This is a genomic window from Mucilaginibacter sp. (assembly GCF_965200995.1).
Taxonomy (GTDB): Bacteria; Bacteroidota; Bacteroidia; order Sphingobacteriales; family Sphingobacteriaceae; genus Mucilaginibacter.
Genome location: NZ_OZ241743.1, coordinates 2,566,677 through 2,583,552, shown reverse-complemented (window position 1 = coordinate 2,583,552; position 16,876 = coordinate 2,566,677). Strand labels below are relative to the sequence as shown.

7 protein-coding genes are annotated in these 16,876 nt (G+C 45.8%); 6 read left to right on the top strand and 1 reads right to left on the bottom strand.

Going from position 1 to position 16,876, the window contains the following annotated elements; genetic code table 11:
* Positions 1-55 precede the first annotated feature (55 nt).
* The 4 genes from ACY652_RS12080 (at position 56) to ACY652_RS12065 (ending at position 10,310) form a co-directional block, all read left to right on the top strand.
* On the top strand, positions 56-1,678 hold the full coding sequence (locus ACY652_RS12080; RefSeq protein WP_462264630.1) for a DUF6377 domain-containing protein: 1,623 nt from the start codon (positions 56-58) through the stop codon (positions 1,676-1,678).
* 609 nt (positions 1,679-2,287) lie between these two features.
* The gene (locus ACY652_RS12075; protein ID WP_462264629.1) at positions 2,288-5,377 is read left to right on the top strand and encodes a SusC/RagA family TonB-linked outer membrane protein; all 3,090 of its coding nucleotides are present in this window, start codon (positions 2,288-2,290) and stop codon (positions 5,375-5,377) included.
* A gap of 18 nt (positions 5,378-5,395) precedes the next feature.
* Positions 5,396-6,925, top strand: coding sequence for a RagB/SusD family nutrient uptake outer membrane protein (locus ACY652_RS12070; RefSeq protein WP_462264628.1), 1,530 nt, complete (start codon positions 5,396-5,398; stop codon positions 6,923-6,925).
* A gap of 85 nt (positions 6,926-7,010) precedes the next feature.
* Positions 7,011-10,310 (top strand): VCBS repeat-containing protein, encoded by a 3,300-nt coding sequence (locus ACY652_RS12065; RefSeq protein ID WP_462264627.1) that lies wholly within the window; start codon positions 7,011-7,013, stop codon positions 10,308-10,310.
* 16 nt (positions 10,311-10,326) lie between these two features.
* On the opposite strand, the gene ACY652_RS12060 is transcribed toward ACY652_RS12065, so the two are convergent.
* Positions 10,327-11,265, bottom strand: a complete 939-nt coding sequence (locus ACY652_RS12060; protein WP_462264626.1) for a hypothetical protein — start codon at positions 11,263-11,265, stop codon at positions 10,327-10,329.
* A gap of 265 nt (positions 11,266-11,530) precedes the next feature.
* On the opposite strand from ACY652_RS12060, the gene ACY652_RS12055 reads away from it, so the two are divergent.
* Together ACY652_RS12055 and ACY652_RS12050 are read left to right on the top strand one after the other, a co-directional pair.
* Complete coding sequence (locus ACY652_RS12055) at positions 11,531-14,818, top strand: VCBS repeat-containing protein (RefSeq protein ID WP_462264625.1); 3,288 nt, start codon at positions 11,531-11,533, stop codon at positions 14,816-14,818.
* A 1-nt stretch (position 14,819) separates the two neighbouring features.
* The gene (locus tag ACY652_RS12050) at positions 14,820-16,862 is read left to right on the top strand and encodes a glycoside hydrolase family 65 protein (RefSeq protein WP_462264624.1); all 2,043 of its coding nucleotides are present in this window, start codon (positions 14,820-14,822) and stop codon (positions 16,860-16,862) included.
* Positions 16,863-16,876: the final 14 nt, after the last annotated feature.

Sequence of the window (16,876 nt, the reverse complement as noted above, 5' to 3'; positions counted from 1 at the left end):
TTTTTACTTCAGGCTTTTTTAAGCAGTTGACGTACTGCATATTTGCAAACCGGTTATGAGATTTTTGATTCTGTTATTGGCATGGATTACTACGGGCAGTGCAGCGCAGGCTTCTGAACGCACGGATAGCCTGCTTACTGTGCTGAAATCAGAATTAACTAATATTAAAAAATACGATCAGCCTAAGGAGCTACGCATAAAACAACTCAAAAACAAGCTGCAAACGCTGCCTACTGCCGATTATCAAACACAATACCAGCTATGCGGCGCTTTGTATGAAGAATACAAATCCTATCAGTTTGATTCGGCTTATGTGTACACCCAGAAACTGATGACCGCAAGCTGGGCTTTGCATGATACCGCCAAGGAGGACGAAAGCCGCATCCGGCTTGGGTTTATATTGATATCGGCAGGCATGTTCAAAGAAACCTTTGATTGCCTGAATGTAATCAATACCCGCCGCCTCGAACCAAACTTGAAGTTACAGTATTATGCCATACGGTCACGCGCATGTTCTGATCTGGCTACTTATAATAACGGTACCGCCTATTCAAAGGCGGATAACCACGATGCCATCAAATACCTGGACTCCGCCATTGCATTTTCGCAGCCCAAATCTTACGACAGGTTAATTAATTTAGGGGGCAGGCAGGTGCAAAGCGGCGAGCTGCAAAAGCCTTCTGCTTATTATAAGCAGTTGTTGTACAATTATCCGCTTACTGCCCATCAACGGGCCATTGTGGCTACCAGCCTGAGCAATTTTTACAATGCCCCTAACCAGGCCGAACAGCGAGTGACCCTTTTGCTGATTGCCGCCATTAATGATATCCGTTCATCCACTAAAGAAACACTGGCTATATTCAGGCTGGGCGAAGAGTTATATAAAACCGGCAACGTAACCGATGCCTATACCTTTGTGCAGCAGGCCATGAATAATGCACAATATTATGGCGCCAGGCTGCGGGTAACCAAAATTGGCGCAGTATTACCCATTGTGGCTGCCAAAAGGCTTATCATCACAGAAAACGAAAAAAAAACCTTCCGGAATTATCTGTTGCTGATCACTACGGTAACCATCATTATTCTGCTGGTATCGTTTATTGTATTTATTCAGTTGAAACGGTTAAAAGCCAAAGAAAAAATAATACAGGAAAAAAACATGCAGCTGGAGCAGATTAACAACCGGCTGATTGAAGACACCCGCATTAAGGAAGAATATATCGGTTACTTTTTCAATACCATTTCTGAGTACATCCTGAAGCTGGAAAAATTAAAGCGGGGGATTGACCGCAAGCTGACCATCAAAAAATATGATGATATCTGGGCAGCCATTAATGATATCAATATCAAAAAGGAACGTGAGCAGCTCTTTTATACTTTCGACCATGTTTTTCTAAAGATATTTCCCAACTTTATTGCAGTGTTCAATTCCATGCTAAAGCCGGAAGACCACGTTAAGCCCAGGGATAGTGAGGTGCTGAATACAGAGCTTCGCATTTTTGCGCTCATCCGCTTAGGCATTAACAACAACCAGGCCATAGCCAACATCCTGGAGTACTCGGTAAATACCATCTACGTGTACAAGATGCGTATCAAAGCCAAAGCCACGGTTTCGGGCGAACAGTTCGACCGAACCATAATGGAAGTTAAGGCAGTTGATGAGATTTATAAATCTTAGTGAGCCATATAGCTTGCTGTAAATTTTACACTTTAACTGCGGGGCAAATATTGCATTCTGCTGAAAATTAATTCAGTTAATTCGCCTGTTCCGGGCACTAAAAGCAGTTATATTTTTATGCGCTTTTACATTCATAAATTACTGGCATCCAGGCTTTTACTTTTTAATTAAGCTATATTTTCTTATAATTTCATACCAAGTGTAGGTTTTATACATCCAAGTTCCTTACTTTGTAGAACCAACTAATTTACCGGGTTACGCTGTTGTATTCTACTTTGTAAACACAACACCTGCATCCGGCGATTTAGAGCTTTTATAAACCGGTTATATATAAAAATTTTTGAATGTGTTGATTAGATGCGTTTGCCTGCGGCCGTAAGTATATTGCGCCGCAGGTAAATCCGCATTACCTGATTACCACCTGTTGAAACCAATTATAACACGATAAATTACTATATGCAGAAACTTTACAAACCCAGTACCTATTCTAAAACCCCGGCAAATACGATCCTGCCGGGAATACGCTTTTTCAGTTCCTGACCGGCCCGATTTTGCACATTAATATGTGCTCTGTACCAATTAACCAATTATCTTTTTAAACCCAATTGTATGCAATTAAAAAATCTACTTAAAGTATGTTTCTTTGCTGTATTCTGCTTTATCACTGCCTCAGTATGGGCGCAGGATAGGGTGATTACAGGTAAAGTTACTGATGCCAAAGATGGTTCACCGCTGCCAGGTGTATCTATCTTAGCTACAGGCTCTTCACGTGGTATAGCTTCAGATGCCAACGGTAATTTCAGGCTGAATGTACCTGAAGGAACCACTTCACTTACTTTTACGTACATCAGTTATAACCGTAAAGTAGTGCCGATTACCGGCTCTGTGTTAAATGTAACCATGGACCCTGCAACCAATACCCTTAATGATGTACTTGTAGTAGGTTACGGTACTGTGCGTAAAAAAGACGCTACCGGCGCTGTGCAAAAAGTATCCTCTGCCGATTTTGTTCAGGGTGTAACCACCAACCCATTACAGCAATTGCAAGGTAAAGCTGCAGGTGTGGATATTACCTCCTTCAGCGGCGACCCTAACGCTAACCCTACAGTTCGTATCCGGGGTACGGTTTCCTTGTCTGGCAACAGTGATCCGTTATATGTAATCGATGGTGTAATTGGTGCCGATATCCGTTCAGTATCATCAAACGACATTGAATCTTTTGACGTATTAAAAGATGCTTCTGCTGCTGCTATTTATGGCTCACGCGCTGCGGGTGGTGTTATCATCATTACCACCAAGCAAGGTAAAGCAGGCAAATTGCAGGTGAGTGCGAGCGGCTATGCTGCTTTAGAGTCGCCTCAGCGTTTGTTAAATTTTGCAGACCGTTCTGAATATTTACAGGCTTATCAGCAGTTCTATGGTAAAGCTATGCCTGCCGGAACAAGCACCACCAGCGATCAGGGTGCAAATACCGACTGGTTTAAATTAATTACCAGAACAGGCATTTCTCAAAATGAGAGCATAAACCTATCTGGCGGTAACGAAAAAGGGCATTACTATGGTGCTGTAACTTATTACGGCCAGCAAGGTAACGTGCTTACTTCTTACCGTAAAGATATCAACGCCCGTTTCAATTTGGACCAGAGAACTTTAAATGACAAGTTACTGATTACGCTGAACACTTCAGCTTCTCATACAAATTCAAGCTCTCCGGCTAATCAGCCCCAGGATGGTAGTGTATTCTTATTTGCAGCCAGCGTTCCTTCGGTAATCAGTCCATACAACTTAACTCCGACTAACGATCCAAACAATCCATATAACTACCAGCTGATTAACAATACCCAGGAAGCAAACCCATTGCCTCAGCTTCGTTACCTGACCAATACGGCCATGACTGACCGCTTAACCGGTAACCTGCGTTTTGATTATTCATTGACTAAGGAGTTGACCATTAGCCCTTATGCCAATGCTATCCGTACCAACAGCAGCACTTTAATTTATTATCCTCCTACCCCGCTGGTAAGAGGTATACAGGATTTTAACGGCTACACGCCTACTTTAACCGGTAACGGCGATGTTGACCGCGGCTACAATTCCGGCACTAACGCTACTTTCGGTATTAATGCTACTTATAAAACTACTTTTGGTAAAAGCAGGCTGAATGTATTGGCTGGTGCAGAGCGCTTTTCGAATTATTACGACGGCCTTAGGGTAGGTGCGCATGATTTCAGTGGCATTAACCTGCCTTTGGAAAGCATTGGTGCAGCCAACTCCATTACTACCAAAGACATTAATTCATACGACCAAGGCTTTGTGTTGCGCTCTATTTATGGCCGCGTAGAGTATAACTATGCCGATAAGTACTATATTACCGGTAATGCCCGTTATGATCAATCGAACAAATTGGGTATCAACAACCAATCGCAGATATTCCCTTCAGGTAGTGTAGCCTGGACGTTAAGCAATGAAGACTTTCTGAAAGATGTGCGCTGGCTTACCTCATTAAAACTGCGTGGCGGTTACGGCCAGGTGGGTAATCAGGATGCCATCAGCCCTTATGCTTCGCAAACCATATTTGGCCCTACGGGTTCATTATATTACAGCGGTACTACCGGCGCTTATCTGAGCAGCCCGTTCGTAGTGCAAAACCCTAACCCAGATTTGCGTTGGGAAGTGAGCAGTACCACTGATATCGCAACAGATTTCAGCTTATTTAATGGCCGTTTAAATGGCTCGATAGATGTTTATTACAAAAAAACCAACCACCTGTTGTACAACTATACCGTACCAACCGGCAGTACTTATTTTGTAAACAACATCTTGGCCAACATCGGCTCACTGGAAAACAGAGGTTTAGAATTTTACCTGAACGGCAAAGTAGTTACCAATAACAAGTTTACTTGGAACGCCGGTGTAAATTTTGGCCTGAACCGTAACAAAATATTGAATTTATCAGGCAGCTTAAACGGTACTGAGTTTAATACAGTACAAACCAATGTAGGAACAACAGGTGGTACTGGTATCAGTAACTCCATTTCACAAATTGGTTATTATAAAGTTGGCTACCCTGTAGGTACATTACTGTTGCCGGAGTATGCCGGTCAGGACGATAAAGGTGCGCAACTGTTCTGGAAGTATAATGCTGATGGCAGCAGAACCGCAACTGCTGATATTTCTGCATTAAACCTGGCTGATGATGGAAGCACACAAGACCGTAAGTTTTATAAAACTCAGGCGAAATTTACTTACAGTATCACCAACAGCTTTAACTATGCAGGTTTTGATTTAAGCGTATTTCTGCGTGGCAGCTATGGTGGTAAAGGTTTTAATGAGCCTTACATGAACTACACCAGTTTGCAAAAAGTAGGTACTTACGCTATTTTGGCCGATGCGCTTAAATACAATATTACCAGCTCATCACAACCTTCAACCTACTGGCTGCAAAGCACTTCATTTTTGAAGATACAAAACGCTGTATTAGGATATAACTTTAAAATAAAAGACAACAACTACCTGAGTACGCTGCGTGTATATGTATCTGGTAACAACATTTATACCTTCACTCCATACAAAGGTTTAGATCCGGAGTTGAATACCGGTGGTGGCTACAGCCAAAATTACATTGGTATCGATTCAAGACAGTTTTTATTCCCTCGTGCACGCCAGATTTCATTTGGTGTTAACCTGACTCTTAAATAAGACTAAAATATGAGCATTATGAAAAGAAAGCATTTATTACTAACCGCCGCTGTTGTGGCAGGCTTAGGTTTAGGCTCCTGTAAAAAGGAACTGAACCAAACCAGAGATAGCGTTACGCCTACTTCAGCATCCAATAGTGCAGCCTACCTGCAATCTATTGTACTGGGTACTTATACCAAACTTCAGGGTTTAACGGCGAATAATGCCATGCTGCTAACTTCTGAAGAAACAACAGATGCGCTTATTGTTCCGGGCCGTATTGGTGGCGACTGGGCCGACGGTGGCGTGTGGCAGCAATTATGGCTGCACACTTATGGCCCCGGCCACAGTAACATCAGTGGCGCATGGGATAATGCGTATGGCACTATTGGCGCCATTAACATTACCTTAAATTTATTGCAAGGCTTACCGCAAACTTCAAGTACAGCTTATTCTATAGCTGAGTTAAAGGTTTTGCGTGCTTATTTCTACTTTCTGTTGGTAACTAACTATGGTAATGTACCGCTCCTTACTTCTACAGATCAGGATGCCAGTACCATAAAAAACAGTTCAGCTACAGATGTTTATAATTTTCTGATTACTGAGCTAACTACTAACGGTCCAACGTTAAGTGCTAAAACAGCATCTCAAGATGCAAGCCAGTATGGCCGCTTAAACAAGTGGGGGGCATACTTTCTATTAGCTAAAATGTACCTGAACAAGAATGTAATTACCGGTTCAACTGATAATACAGGTTACACCAACTGTTCACGTTATTGCGATTCTATCGCTACTGCAGGCTATACCTTGCAGTCTGACTTCCTGTCGAACTTTGCAAGCAGCAATACCAACTCTACTGAGAATATCTTCGTAATTCCTTATGATCATATTAACGCACCTGGCTTGCAAATTCAGATGATGAGTTTCCACTACAATCAGGCTGAAAAATACAACTGGAGCACTACCGGTGGCCCATGGAACGGTTTCACCACCACTGCTGACTATTACAGCAAATACAACAACAGTGATGCTCGTAAGGCTGGTTGGCAGGCAGGTCCGCAATATGCGGCTAATGGTACCACACCATTAACTACCCGTGGCAGCGACAGCTCACTGGCGCTGAATTTCAGACCACAGATCACTAACCTGTACACTGCTTCTGAACGTGATGGTGTACGTCAGCAAAAATGGCAGCTTACGCCAGGTTTCCAGAGCCAGGATGCGGATTATGCCCTGTTTCGTTATGCCGACGTATTGCTGATGAAGGCAGAGTGCGAGTATCGCGCCGGTAATGTGGCCAATGCCTTAAATTATACCGCTCCGGTACGCACCAGGGCAAAGGTAGCCAACTTTACACAGGGAGCTTTCGCACTCGACTCTATCTTAGCCGAGCGTGGCCGCGAACTGGCCTGGGAAGGCTGGAGAAGACAGGATTTAATTCGTTACGGCCACTTTGGTGATGCCAAACAGTTTAAAACTGCCGATGGTGATCGCCATACGCAACTGTTTCCTATCCCGCAATCTGCACTTCAGAAAAATCGTAATCTGACCCAAAACCCAGGTTATTAATAAAATAATTTTTCCTAAAATCAGTTTCGGAATGGAGCAGCAGATCATGCTGCTCCATTTTAATTTATCCCCTGTTGTACTTGTAATGAGATCTGCTTTCGCAAAGGCTTTACTGTTTCTGATTGTTTGTTTGGGCACCGCCTGTAACCATAATAAGGCTTTATACCCCGAGCATACTCTGTTCGAGCTTGTTCCGGCCACCTCAACGCACATCACCTTTGAAAACAAAGTAATAGACGATGGCGATTTCAATGTTTTCAGTTACCGGAACTTTTACAACGGCGGCGGCGTAGCCATTGGCGACATTAATAATGATGGTAAGCCGGATGTTTTCTTTACGTCTAACCAGGGTTCAAATAAGCTTTATCTCAACCACGGGAACTGGAAATTTGAGGATATAACTGTTAAAGCACACCTGCAAGGTGAGCGCCGGTGGCATACCGGTGTTACCATGGCAGATATAAATGGTGATGGCTGGCTGGATATTTATGTATGCAACAGTGGCGGTTTAAAAGACGCGAAGCGGGAGAATGAACTGTATATTAATCAAAAGAACGGCACTTTTAAAGAGCAGGCGCAGCAGTACGGCCTGGCCGATAAGGGGCTTTCTACTCAGGCCTTATTTTTTGATTACGATCATGACGGCGATCTGGATTGTTTTATGCTGAACAACAGCTACCGCCCCATCGGCAGCTTTGGTTACGCCCAAAATTTACGTAACCAGCGCGACCCAGTTAACGGCGACCGCTTTTACCGGAATGATAACGGTCATTTTACAGACATCAGCGAGAAGGCAGGTATCTATGGCAGCGAAATAGGCTTCGGCTTGGGTATAGGGGCGGCTGATTTTTTTAATACCGGCTGGGACGACCTGTACATTTCGAATGACTTTTTTGAGCATGATTACTTCTACAAAAACCAGCGCGGCGCTTTCAAAGAGATAAGTAATGATGCCATTGCCCACATGAGCCTTTCCTCTATGGGGTCTGACATGGCTGATATCAACAACGATGGTAATATCGACATCTTTACCACCGATATGCTGCCGGAGAATGATTACCGGCTGAAAACCACCACCAAGTTTGATGAGTATGACATCTATAACGCCAAGTTAAAGAGCACCTTTCATCACCAGTTTACCACCAACTGCCTGCAGCTGAACAACGGCGATGGCACTTTTAGCGAGATTGCCGATATGGCTGGGGTAAACGCCACCGACTGGAGCTGGGGCGCCCTGTGCTTTGATTTTAACAATGATGGCTGGAAGGACATTTATGTAAGCAACGGCATCAGCCGCGATTTAACCAACCAGGATTTTCTGAGCTATTTCAGCAGTGATGAGGTAATGAAAGAAATTAAGGGCGGTGGTTTTAAGGCCAAGCAATTTTTAAATAAAATGCCCAAAACCCCTGTGCCCAGCTACGGCTTTCTGAACCAAAAGAACCTCACCTTTAAAAATGAAACCAACAACTTGGGTTTTTACAGGCCGGGGTTTAGTAACGGGGCAGCTTATGGGGATTTGGATGGCGACGGAGACTTGGATCTGGTAGTTAATAATGAGAATGTTCCTGCATTCGTTTACCGGAATACAACTTCGGAACGAACACATGCCAATTTTATAAAAGTCAAACTTAAAGGCAGCCGCCTGAACAGCTTAGGTGTAGGCGCTAAAGTAACAGTATATACCGCACTTACACAGCAGTTAATTGAGCAGATGCCCACAAGGGGTTTTCAAAGCAGTGTTGAACCTGTACTTACCTTTGGCATTGGCACCAGCAAAACGGTTGACAGCGTTAAAATAGTTTGGCCCGGTATGAAAATGCAGGTACTGAAAAACCTGCCGGTCAACAAGCTTACCATAGTATCAGAGGCTAACGCTGATCTAACATACCTGCCGGTTAATGCCGCCTTAAAAACGGATTACAGCAACATCACCAACAGCGCAGTCAAAGGCAATACCACCCATAAAGAAAACGATTATAAGGATTTTGATGAGCAAAGGCTGATTCCGAAAATGCTTTCTACCGAAGGCCCTAAACTGGCAGTTGCCGATGTAAACGGTGACAAACTTGACGACTTTTTTGTGGGCGGCGCTACCGGCGATACGGCTAAACTGTTTGTTCAGCAACCCGACGGTAAATTTATAGCCAAAAAACAACCCGCATTTGATCAGGACAAGAACAGTGAGGATATTGGCGCCTTATTTTTTGATGCTGACCATGATGGGGATATGGATCTGGCCGTAGCATCGGGCGGCAATATGCAGTTCATGTCGCCAGTTGATCAGTTGGTGCGCCTTTACATTAACGATGGCAAAGGGCGCTATACCAGAAGATTTACCGGATGGCCGGCCATCAGCATGAATGCCTCCTGCATACGCCTCAATCCGGCTAACGGCGATTTATTTATAGGGGCACGCAGTGTGCCCGGCGCATACGGAACAGCACCGGCAAGCCGGTTATTAAGAAATGACGGACACGGCAATTTTACCGATGTTACCCCTACGGCTGCACCTGTTTTATTGAAATTAGGTATGGTAACCGATGCGCAGTGGGCCGATATTGATGGCAGCGGCAAATATACCCTGGCGGTAGTGGGCGACTGGATGCCGGTTACCCTGTTGAACTACAGGAATAGCCGCCTGATTAAAACCAGCGAGCTGCCTAATTCCTCGGGTTGGTGGAACTGCTTGACCGTAGCGGATATGGATGCCGATGGCAAGCCCGACCTTATAGCCGGTAACAATGGATTAAATTCTAAAGTAAAGGCCACAAGTAAATATCCGGCACAGTTATACGTATCAGATTTTGACCAGAACGGGCAGGTGGAGTGTGTGCCTGTATATTACAAATCTGATAACAAGGCTTATCCGTTCAACTTACATGATGACATGATCCGGCAGATGCCTTACCTGAAAAAGAAGTTTTTGCGTTATGATGTTTACGCCGGTAAAAGCATTAACGAAATTTTTACGCCCGAAGAATTGGAAAAAGCGAAAGTACTTACCGTAAACCAAAGCCAGTCCGGCATATTTTACAACAAGGGCCATCAGCAGTTTACCATGCAGCCATTGCCGCTGAACGCACAAATTTCTCCGGCATTCAGCATTCTTCCCATAGATATCAATCATGATGGCGTACAAGATTTGTTTATCGGCGGCAATTTTTATGGTTTAAAGCCCGAGATGGGCCGGTATGATGCCAGCTACGGCATTACCTTACTTGGCAACAAAAAGCATTACTTTACTTATCTGCCTGCAAAAAGCACCGGTTTAAGCGTTAAAGGGGAAGTTAGGGCTACTGCCGCCATCAACACAACTAAAGGTAAAACTATTATAGTGGCCCGCAATAACGATGCACTGCAGCTATTCAGGGAACGCAAATAAAACCTGCCGCCTGTAATTACATAAAACTGGTAAAATTTACTTTAATGTGGATAGTATCGTTTTCTGAGGAGGGCAGTTTATCATCAAGATAGGTTTCAAATGGTTGAATAGCCTGCTGATACATGCGATCTTTAAAATACTGGTCTACGCCATCATACACTTTTAATCTGTTTTTAAAAGGCCCGTTGTAGTTCACAAAATATAATGGACCGCCGTATGGCATGGTTACCACAGCTATCTCCTTGTTGGCTGTTAACCGTTTATCAACAAACAGGCCAACGTTTACCTGTACAGAGTCGGCACCTTTATTCCAGAATTGTGCAATTACCGGGGCTTTTTGCACAGCACCGCTATGCTTAACGTACTGCTTGAGTTCATTCAGCATCAATTGGGCTTGCCCAAACTGCTGGCTTTTAAGTACCGACCGCTTCATTACCACCAGGTTCTTTTCGGGGACACGCGTTTTATAGATATGCTCTCCGTAATATAAGCTGTCGGTTTCCATATAATGCTTAAACGCATCTGCGTGGGTAGCAGTAATAAGCCCTGAAGCAAAAAAATCTGCCAGATAATTCCATAACCTGCCGTTCCGGCTCACTGTTAGCGAGGTGTGGCTTACTTTTTTTGCCGGTTCAAGCAGGTAATTGTACCGCATAATTTTGCCTGCTTTATGGTCTGTAATGTAAAATACATTACCCTTTGCCTCTACATCTATTGTTCCCTGATCAGATGTGATCCTGAACTTATTAGTCGACTGTGAATAAACCAGCTTGCCAGTATCGGCAACACCATTTTTTAATAATACCGGCGACCATTTTGCCCAGTTGTGCGCATGAAGCAAATCGTTGTACGTTTTTAAAAATGGAGTGTGTATAGTAACTGTTCTTTCTTGTTCAAACGGAAAAAATGCAATTAAACCTGCAAGTACAATTACCAGCGCTATAATTTTCTTCATCAATCTGTATCGGATTTCTTTTGTGTGCGAATCTATTAAAATACTGCTTCATGCACACAGAATGGTGTGCTTTTATCAGTAAATTTACCAGTCCTGTTTATTGGAGCATCGAGGGCGATTTTTAGCTTTGCTCCGGTTAATGCTTTACTTTTGTAATTGCTGCAACCATGCAGGACAAGGCTTACAACCAATTATTGTTTAATACCATTATTACGCTGCAAAAGCAGGGCTGCCAGTTAGGCTATCATTATAAAAATTTTATAACGTGCGTTTTTTATTTGCCATATTCTTATTGGGTTATATAATAATGCTGGCTGCAAGTTGTAAAACATCCTTATCCGAACCTCCACTTTTTAAGCTGCTGCCCTCAACTCAAACCAACATCCACTTCGTCAATCGCATCAGCGATGGTGACAAGCCAGGGATACTGGATTACCTGTATTACTATAACGGCGGCGGGGTGGCTGTCGGCGATTTGAATAACGATGGCCTGCCCGATCTGTTCTTCACTTCCAACCAAAAAGGCGGTAACAAGCTTTATCTTAATAAGGGAAAATACCGGTTTGAGGATATTACGCCAAAAGCCGGTGTGGCCGGTACGGCCGACTGGAGCACCGGGGTAACTATGGCTGATGTGAATAACGATGGTTGGCTGGATATTTATGTATGCGCCGTTGCCGGCAAGTTAAATCTGCACGGGCAAAATCAGCTCTACATCAACAACCATAACGGCACCTTTACCGAAAGCGCCGCGCAGTATGGCTTAAACTTTTCCGGCTATTCTACACAGGCGGTATTTTTTGACTATGACCATGATGGCGACCTGGACTGCTACCTGCTCAACCAATCCAACCACTCGGTGGAAACCTATGGCGATACCAGTTTGCGTAAGAAAACCAACCTGCTGGCAGGCAGCCGCCTGTATCGTAATGATAAAGGGCACTTTGCAGAGGTAACCGCAAAAGCGGGTATTTACAGCAGCGCCTTAGGTTACGGCCTGGGCGTGGCCGCCGGAGATTTAAACAACGACGGCTGGGAGGATTTGTACATTGGTAATGATTTTCATGAGAACGACTATTACTATATCAACAATCATGACGGTACTTTCACCGAAAGTGGGGCAAAGCACTTTAACCATTACAGCCGCTTCAGCATGGGTAATGATATGGCCGATTTCAACAACGACGGCCAGCTGGATGTGGTAACCGCCGATATGCTGCCTGCGGAGGAAAACGTGCTGAAAACTTATGGCGGCGACGAAAGTTACGACCAGTACCAGTTCAAAATAGTGAATGGCGGCTTTCAGTACCAGTATTCGCGCAACTGCCTGCAGAAAAACCTGGGCAACGGGCAGGCATTCAGCGAAGTTGGACTGATGGATGGCGTAGCGGCAACCGACTGGACCTGGAGCCCGCTGCTGGCCGATTTTGACAACGACGGCATTAAGGACCTGTTCTTTGCCAACGGTATAAAGCGCAGACCAACGGATATGGATTATGTGAGTTTCATCTCCGACCTGTCGGTACAAGCGTCATTAAGCGCCGGGCACCAGTCTGACAGTCTGGTACTGGATAAGATGCCTGCCGGGAACATTCACCCCTACGTTTACCAGGGAACAGCGCAGGAGAAATTTACCGATAAGAGCGATGCCTGGGGTATGCGGGATGCTATGCTTTCCAATGGCGCGACCTATGCCGATTTGAACAACGACGGGCACCTGGACCTGATTACCAACAACATCAACCATGAGGCCTGTATTTACCAGAATACCTCGGCAAAGACCAGTACGCTGAGCTTGCAGTTTAAGGGCGAAAGGGACAACCGTTTTGGTATAGGCGTTAAAGCCTATGTATTTAGCGGCGGAGGTTTGCAATACCAGCAGCTGATGCTAACCCGCGGGTTTCAATCATCCGTAGCGCCGGTGCTGCACTTTGGGCTGAGCAAACAAAAGCAGGCGGATAGCTTGCTTGTGGTATGGCCGAATCAAACGTACCAGATACTTAAAACCGTAAAAGCCAACCAGCGGCTTACCATTGAGCAGAAGAACGCTGCCGGTAAATTTGCGTATAACCGTTTCTTCCCTCAGGCGCAGCCCATATTTACTGAGGTAACGGCGCAAACCGGCCCGAACTGGAAGCATCAGGAAAATAATTTTGTTGATTTTAATATGCAGCCCCTTATTCCGCACATGCTTTCGGCCGAAGGGCCACGCATGGCGGTGGCCGATGTAAACCACGACGGCCTGGAGGACTTTTATATAGGTGGTGCCAAAGGGCAGGCCGGCGCCATATTTATGCAAAACAAGAATGGCACTTTTAAGCCTGCCGCCCAACCTGCCTTTACAGCCGATGCCACGAGTGAGGATGTGGATGCAACCTTCTTAGACAGTAACCGCGATGGCTACCCCGATCTTTACGTAGCCAGCGGCGGTAATGAACTGCCCGACGGCTCACCTGAACTGGCCGACCGCCTTTACCTGAATGATGGCAAAGGCAACTTTAAACGTTCGGCAAGCCTGCCTGCGCTGCTTACCAACAAAGCGGCCGTAGCTGTAGCTGATGTTAATCATGATGGCTATCCGGATATATTTGTGGGCGGCGCGCCCGATGCCCGGCAGTTTGGCAAGATACCGGCTTCTTACCTGCTCATAAATGATGGTAAAGGCGCATATAAGCCTGTAATCATCGGTAATGAGCTAAAATATGCCGGATTATTGCGCTCTGCGGCCTTTGCTGATCTGAATCAGGACGGATGGCCCGACCTGGTGGTGGCCGGAGAGTGGATGCCGGTAAAGGTGTTCATCAATCAAAAAGGAAAATTAGAGCCGCAGTACAATGCAGCAATGGATCAACTGAGCGGCTGGTGGCAGCGTATTGTATTGGCTGATGCCGACGGTGATGGCAAAACCGATATTATTGCAGGCAATTACGGCTGGAACAGCAAGCTGAAACCTATGGCCAAAAACCCGGTAAAGCTTTACCTGTCCGACCTGGATAAGAACGGAACGGTTGACCCCATCCTTACTTACAGCCTCAAACAGCAGGACTATACTTTTTTGGGCAAGGGTGAAATTGAGAAGCAGGTACCGCTGCTCAAAAAGAAGTTTTTGTACTACCACGACTTTGCAGGCAAAACTGTTCAGCAGCTATTTGGCGACTCTCTGACCGACAATAAGCCTTTAACGGCAACTACCTTTACTTCGGGCATATTTTACAACCAGGGCAAGGGCAGGTTTACGTTTAAACCGCTGCCGGCTGCAGCACAGGCAGCGCCTGCATTTGCGTTTGCACCTTTTAACGGCACGCAAAGCGGCATACTGGCAGGCGGTAACTTTTGGGGCGTGCTGCCTTATGAAGGGCGCTATGATGCCAGCTGGGGCTCGGTACTTTTATCAAAAAACAACCGGCAGTATGCTGCTGCATCGCCGGTTACCTCCGGCTTTGTATTGAGAGGCGAAGTGCGGGACATTAAACCCATACGTACGGCAACCGGCATTATTTACGCAGTAGCCGTCAATAATCAACCCATTAAATTTTTTAAATTAAAGAAATGATATGAAAAAGCGGTCGGCACTATTAATTGGCTTGGGTTTAAGCTGGCTTTCCTTTAAACCGGCACAGGCGCAGGATGCCTGGATGATTAAGGCAGACAAGATTGACCCGGCTAACTATTATGGCATCACCGTAGCCAACGGCATGATTGGGGTGGTTTCCTCACCCGAACCGTTTAAGGTAAAAAACGTGGTGCTGGCCGGGGCTTATGACTTATATGGCCGTGGCCGGGTGAGCAACTTTTTAAACAGCTTCAACCTGCTCAACAGTTACCTCGAAATTAACGGCAAGCGCATAGATGCCAAAAGCGTAAGTAATTTCAAGCAGGAACTGGACATGAAGAATGCCGCCTTTACCACCTCGTTTGATTATGGCAATGATGCAAGCATCAGGTACACTTACTATTCGCTTCGCCAATTGCCGTTTACGGTGCTGATGGATATTTCCATCACCGCTAAAAAGGCCATCAACATTACGGCGGCCAGCGTAATGGAAGCGCCCGATGCGTTGAAGGATGTACAGAATTATTACAACGAGATCGACCGTCCGCATGTCACCATCAGTTTGCTCACTTCTACGGCCAAGAGCCCTACCGGTAAGTTGCAGTTATGCGCCTCAAATACATTCCTGTTTAACGAAGCGCATGGTCAGGAGCCGCGCGTGATTCATGAGATGTGGGACAATAATATGCACCTCATGAAGTTCAGCAAGGCAATGGCGGCAGGGCAAACGTACCAGTATGCACTTGCCGGCTCGTCTATCACCTCGGCGCATGATGCCGACCCGTTGAACCAGGCCGAGCGCTTAACCATGTTTGCCAAGCTGGAAGGCCGCCAGCGTTTGGTGGAGTATCACCAGAAAGCCTGGGCTGATTTATGGAAAAGCGACATCCGCATTGAGGGCGATGCGCAGGCTCAGCAGGATGTACACAGCATGTTGTATCACCTGTACTCCTTTTCGCGTGCAGGTACGGCCTACTCACCTTCCCCTATGGGCTTATCCGGCCTGGGCTATAACGGCCACGTATTCTGGGATACCGACATCTGGATGTTCCCGGCCATGCTGGTGCTGCATCCGGAAATTGCAAAATCCATGCTTGAATACCGTTACCAGCGCCTGAATGTAGCGAAGCAGAATGCATTCTCTCATGGTTACCAGGGTGCCATGTTTCCTTGGGAGAGCGCCGACAGCGGTGTGGAGGAAACCCCGGTATGGGCGTTAAGTGGCCCCTTTGAGCATCACATTACCGCCGATGTGGCCTTAGCCGCATGGAGCTATTATTGTGTAACACAGGATAAAGACTGGCTGCGCGAAAAAGGCTGGCCCATCCTCTCGGCAACGGCCGACTTTTGGGCAAGCCGGGTAGAGCGTAACGGGCCGGGCCATTATGACATTAAGGATGTGGTAGCCGCCGATGAGTGGGCCGAAAATGTGGATAACAATGCCTTTACCAACGCCGCTGCACAGGCTAACCTGCTGAATGCAACCGCTGCGGCCAAACTATTGGGTCTAAAGGCCAATGCCGACTGGAACGTGGTTGCTAAAAACCTGCCGATCACTCATTTTGCCAATGGGGTGACCAAAGAATTTGATTCGTACAAAGGAGAAGGCATCAAGCAGGCCGATGTAAACCTGCTGGCTTATCCGCTAAAAACCATTACCGACCCGGTACAGATTAAAAGAGATTTAGAATACTACGAAACCCGTGTGCCCAATGAGGGCACCCCGGCCATGACGCAAGGGATGTTTGCCTTATTATACGCCCGTTTAGGAAACGGCGATAAAGCTTACCACTGGTTTAAAGATGCGTATGAGCCCAACCTGAACCCGCCGTTCCGGGTAATTGCCGAAACCAAGGGCGGCACCAACCCCTATTTTGCTACGGGTGCCGGGGGTATTGTACAAAGCCTGCTGATGGGTTTTGGCGGTTTGGACATTACACCGGCCGGCATCACCCAAATTAAAAGTGCGCTGCCGCCTAACTGGAAATCCATTACCTTAACCGGCATTGGCCCCGAGCATAAAACCTATACGGTTAAAAGGTAAGTTTTATAAATTTG

Coding starts and splice junctions, on each gene's coding strand:
- ACY652_RS12080 (WP_462264630.1), top strand. CDS start 56: ATGAGATTTTTGATTCTGTTATTGGCATGGATTACTACGGGCAGTGCA.
- ACY652_RS12075 (WP_462264629.1), top strand. CDS start 2,288: ATGCAATTAAAAAATCTACTTAAAGTATGTTTCTTTGCTGTATTCTGC.
- ACY652_RS12070 (WP_462264628.1), top strand. CDS start 5,396: ATGAAAAGAAAGCATTTATTACTAACCGCCGCTGTTGTGGCAGGCTTA.
- ACY652_RS12065 (WP_462264627.1), top strand. CDS start 7,011: ATGAGATCTGCTTTCGCAAAGGCTTTACTGTTTCTGATTGTTTGTTTG.
- ACY652_RS12060 (WP_462264626.1), bottom strand. CDS start 11,265: ATGAAGAAAATTATAGCGCTGGTAATTGTACTTGCAGGTTTAATTGCA.
- ACY652_RS12050 (WP_462264624.1), top strand. CDS start 14,820: ATGAAAAAGCGGTCGGCACTATTAATTGGCTTGGGTTTAAGCTGGCTT.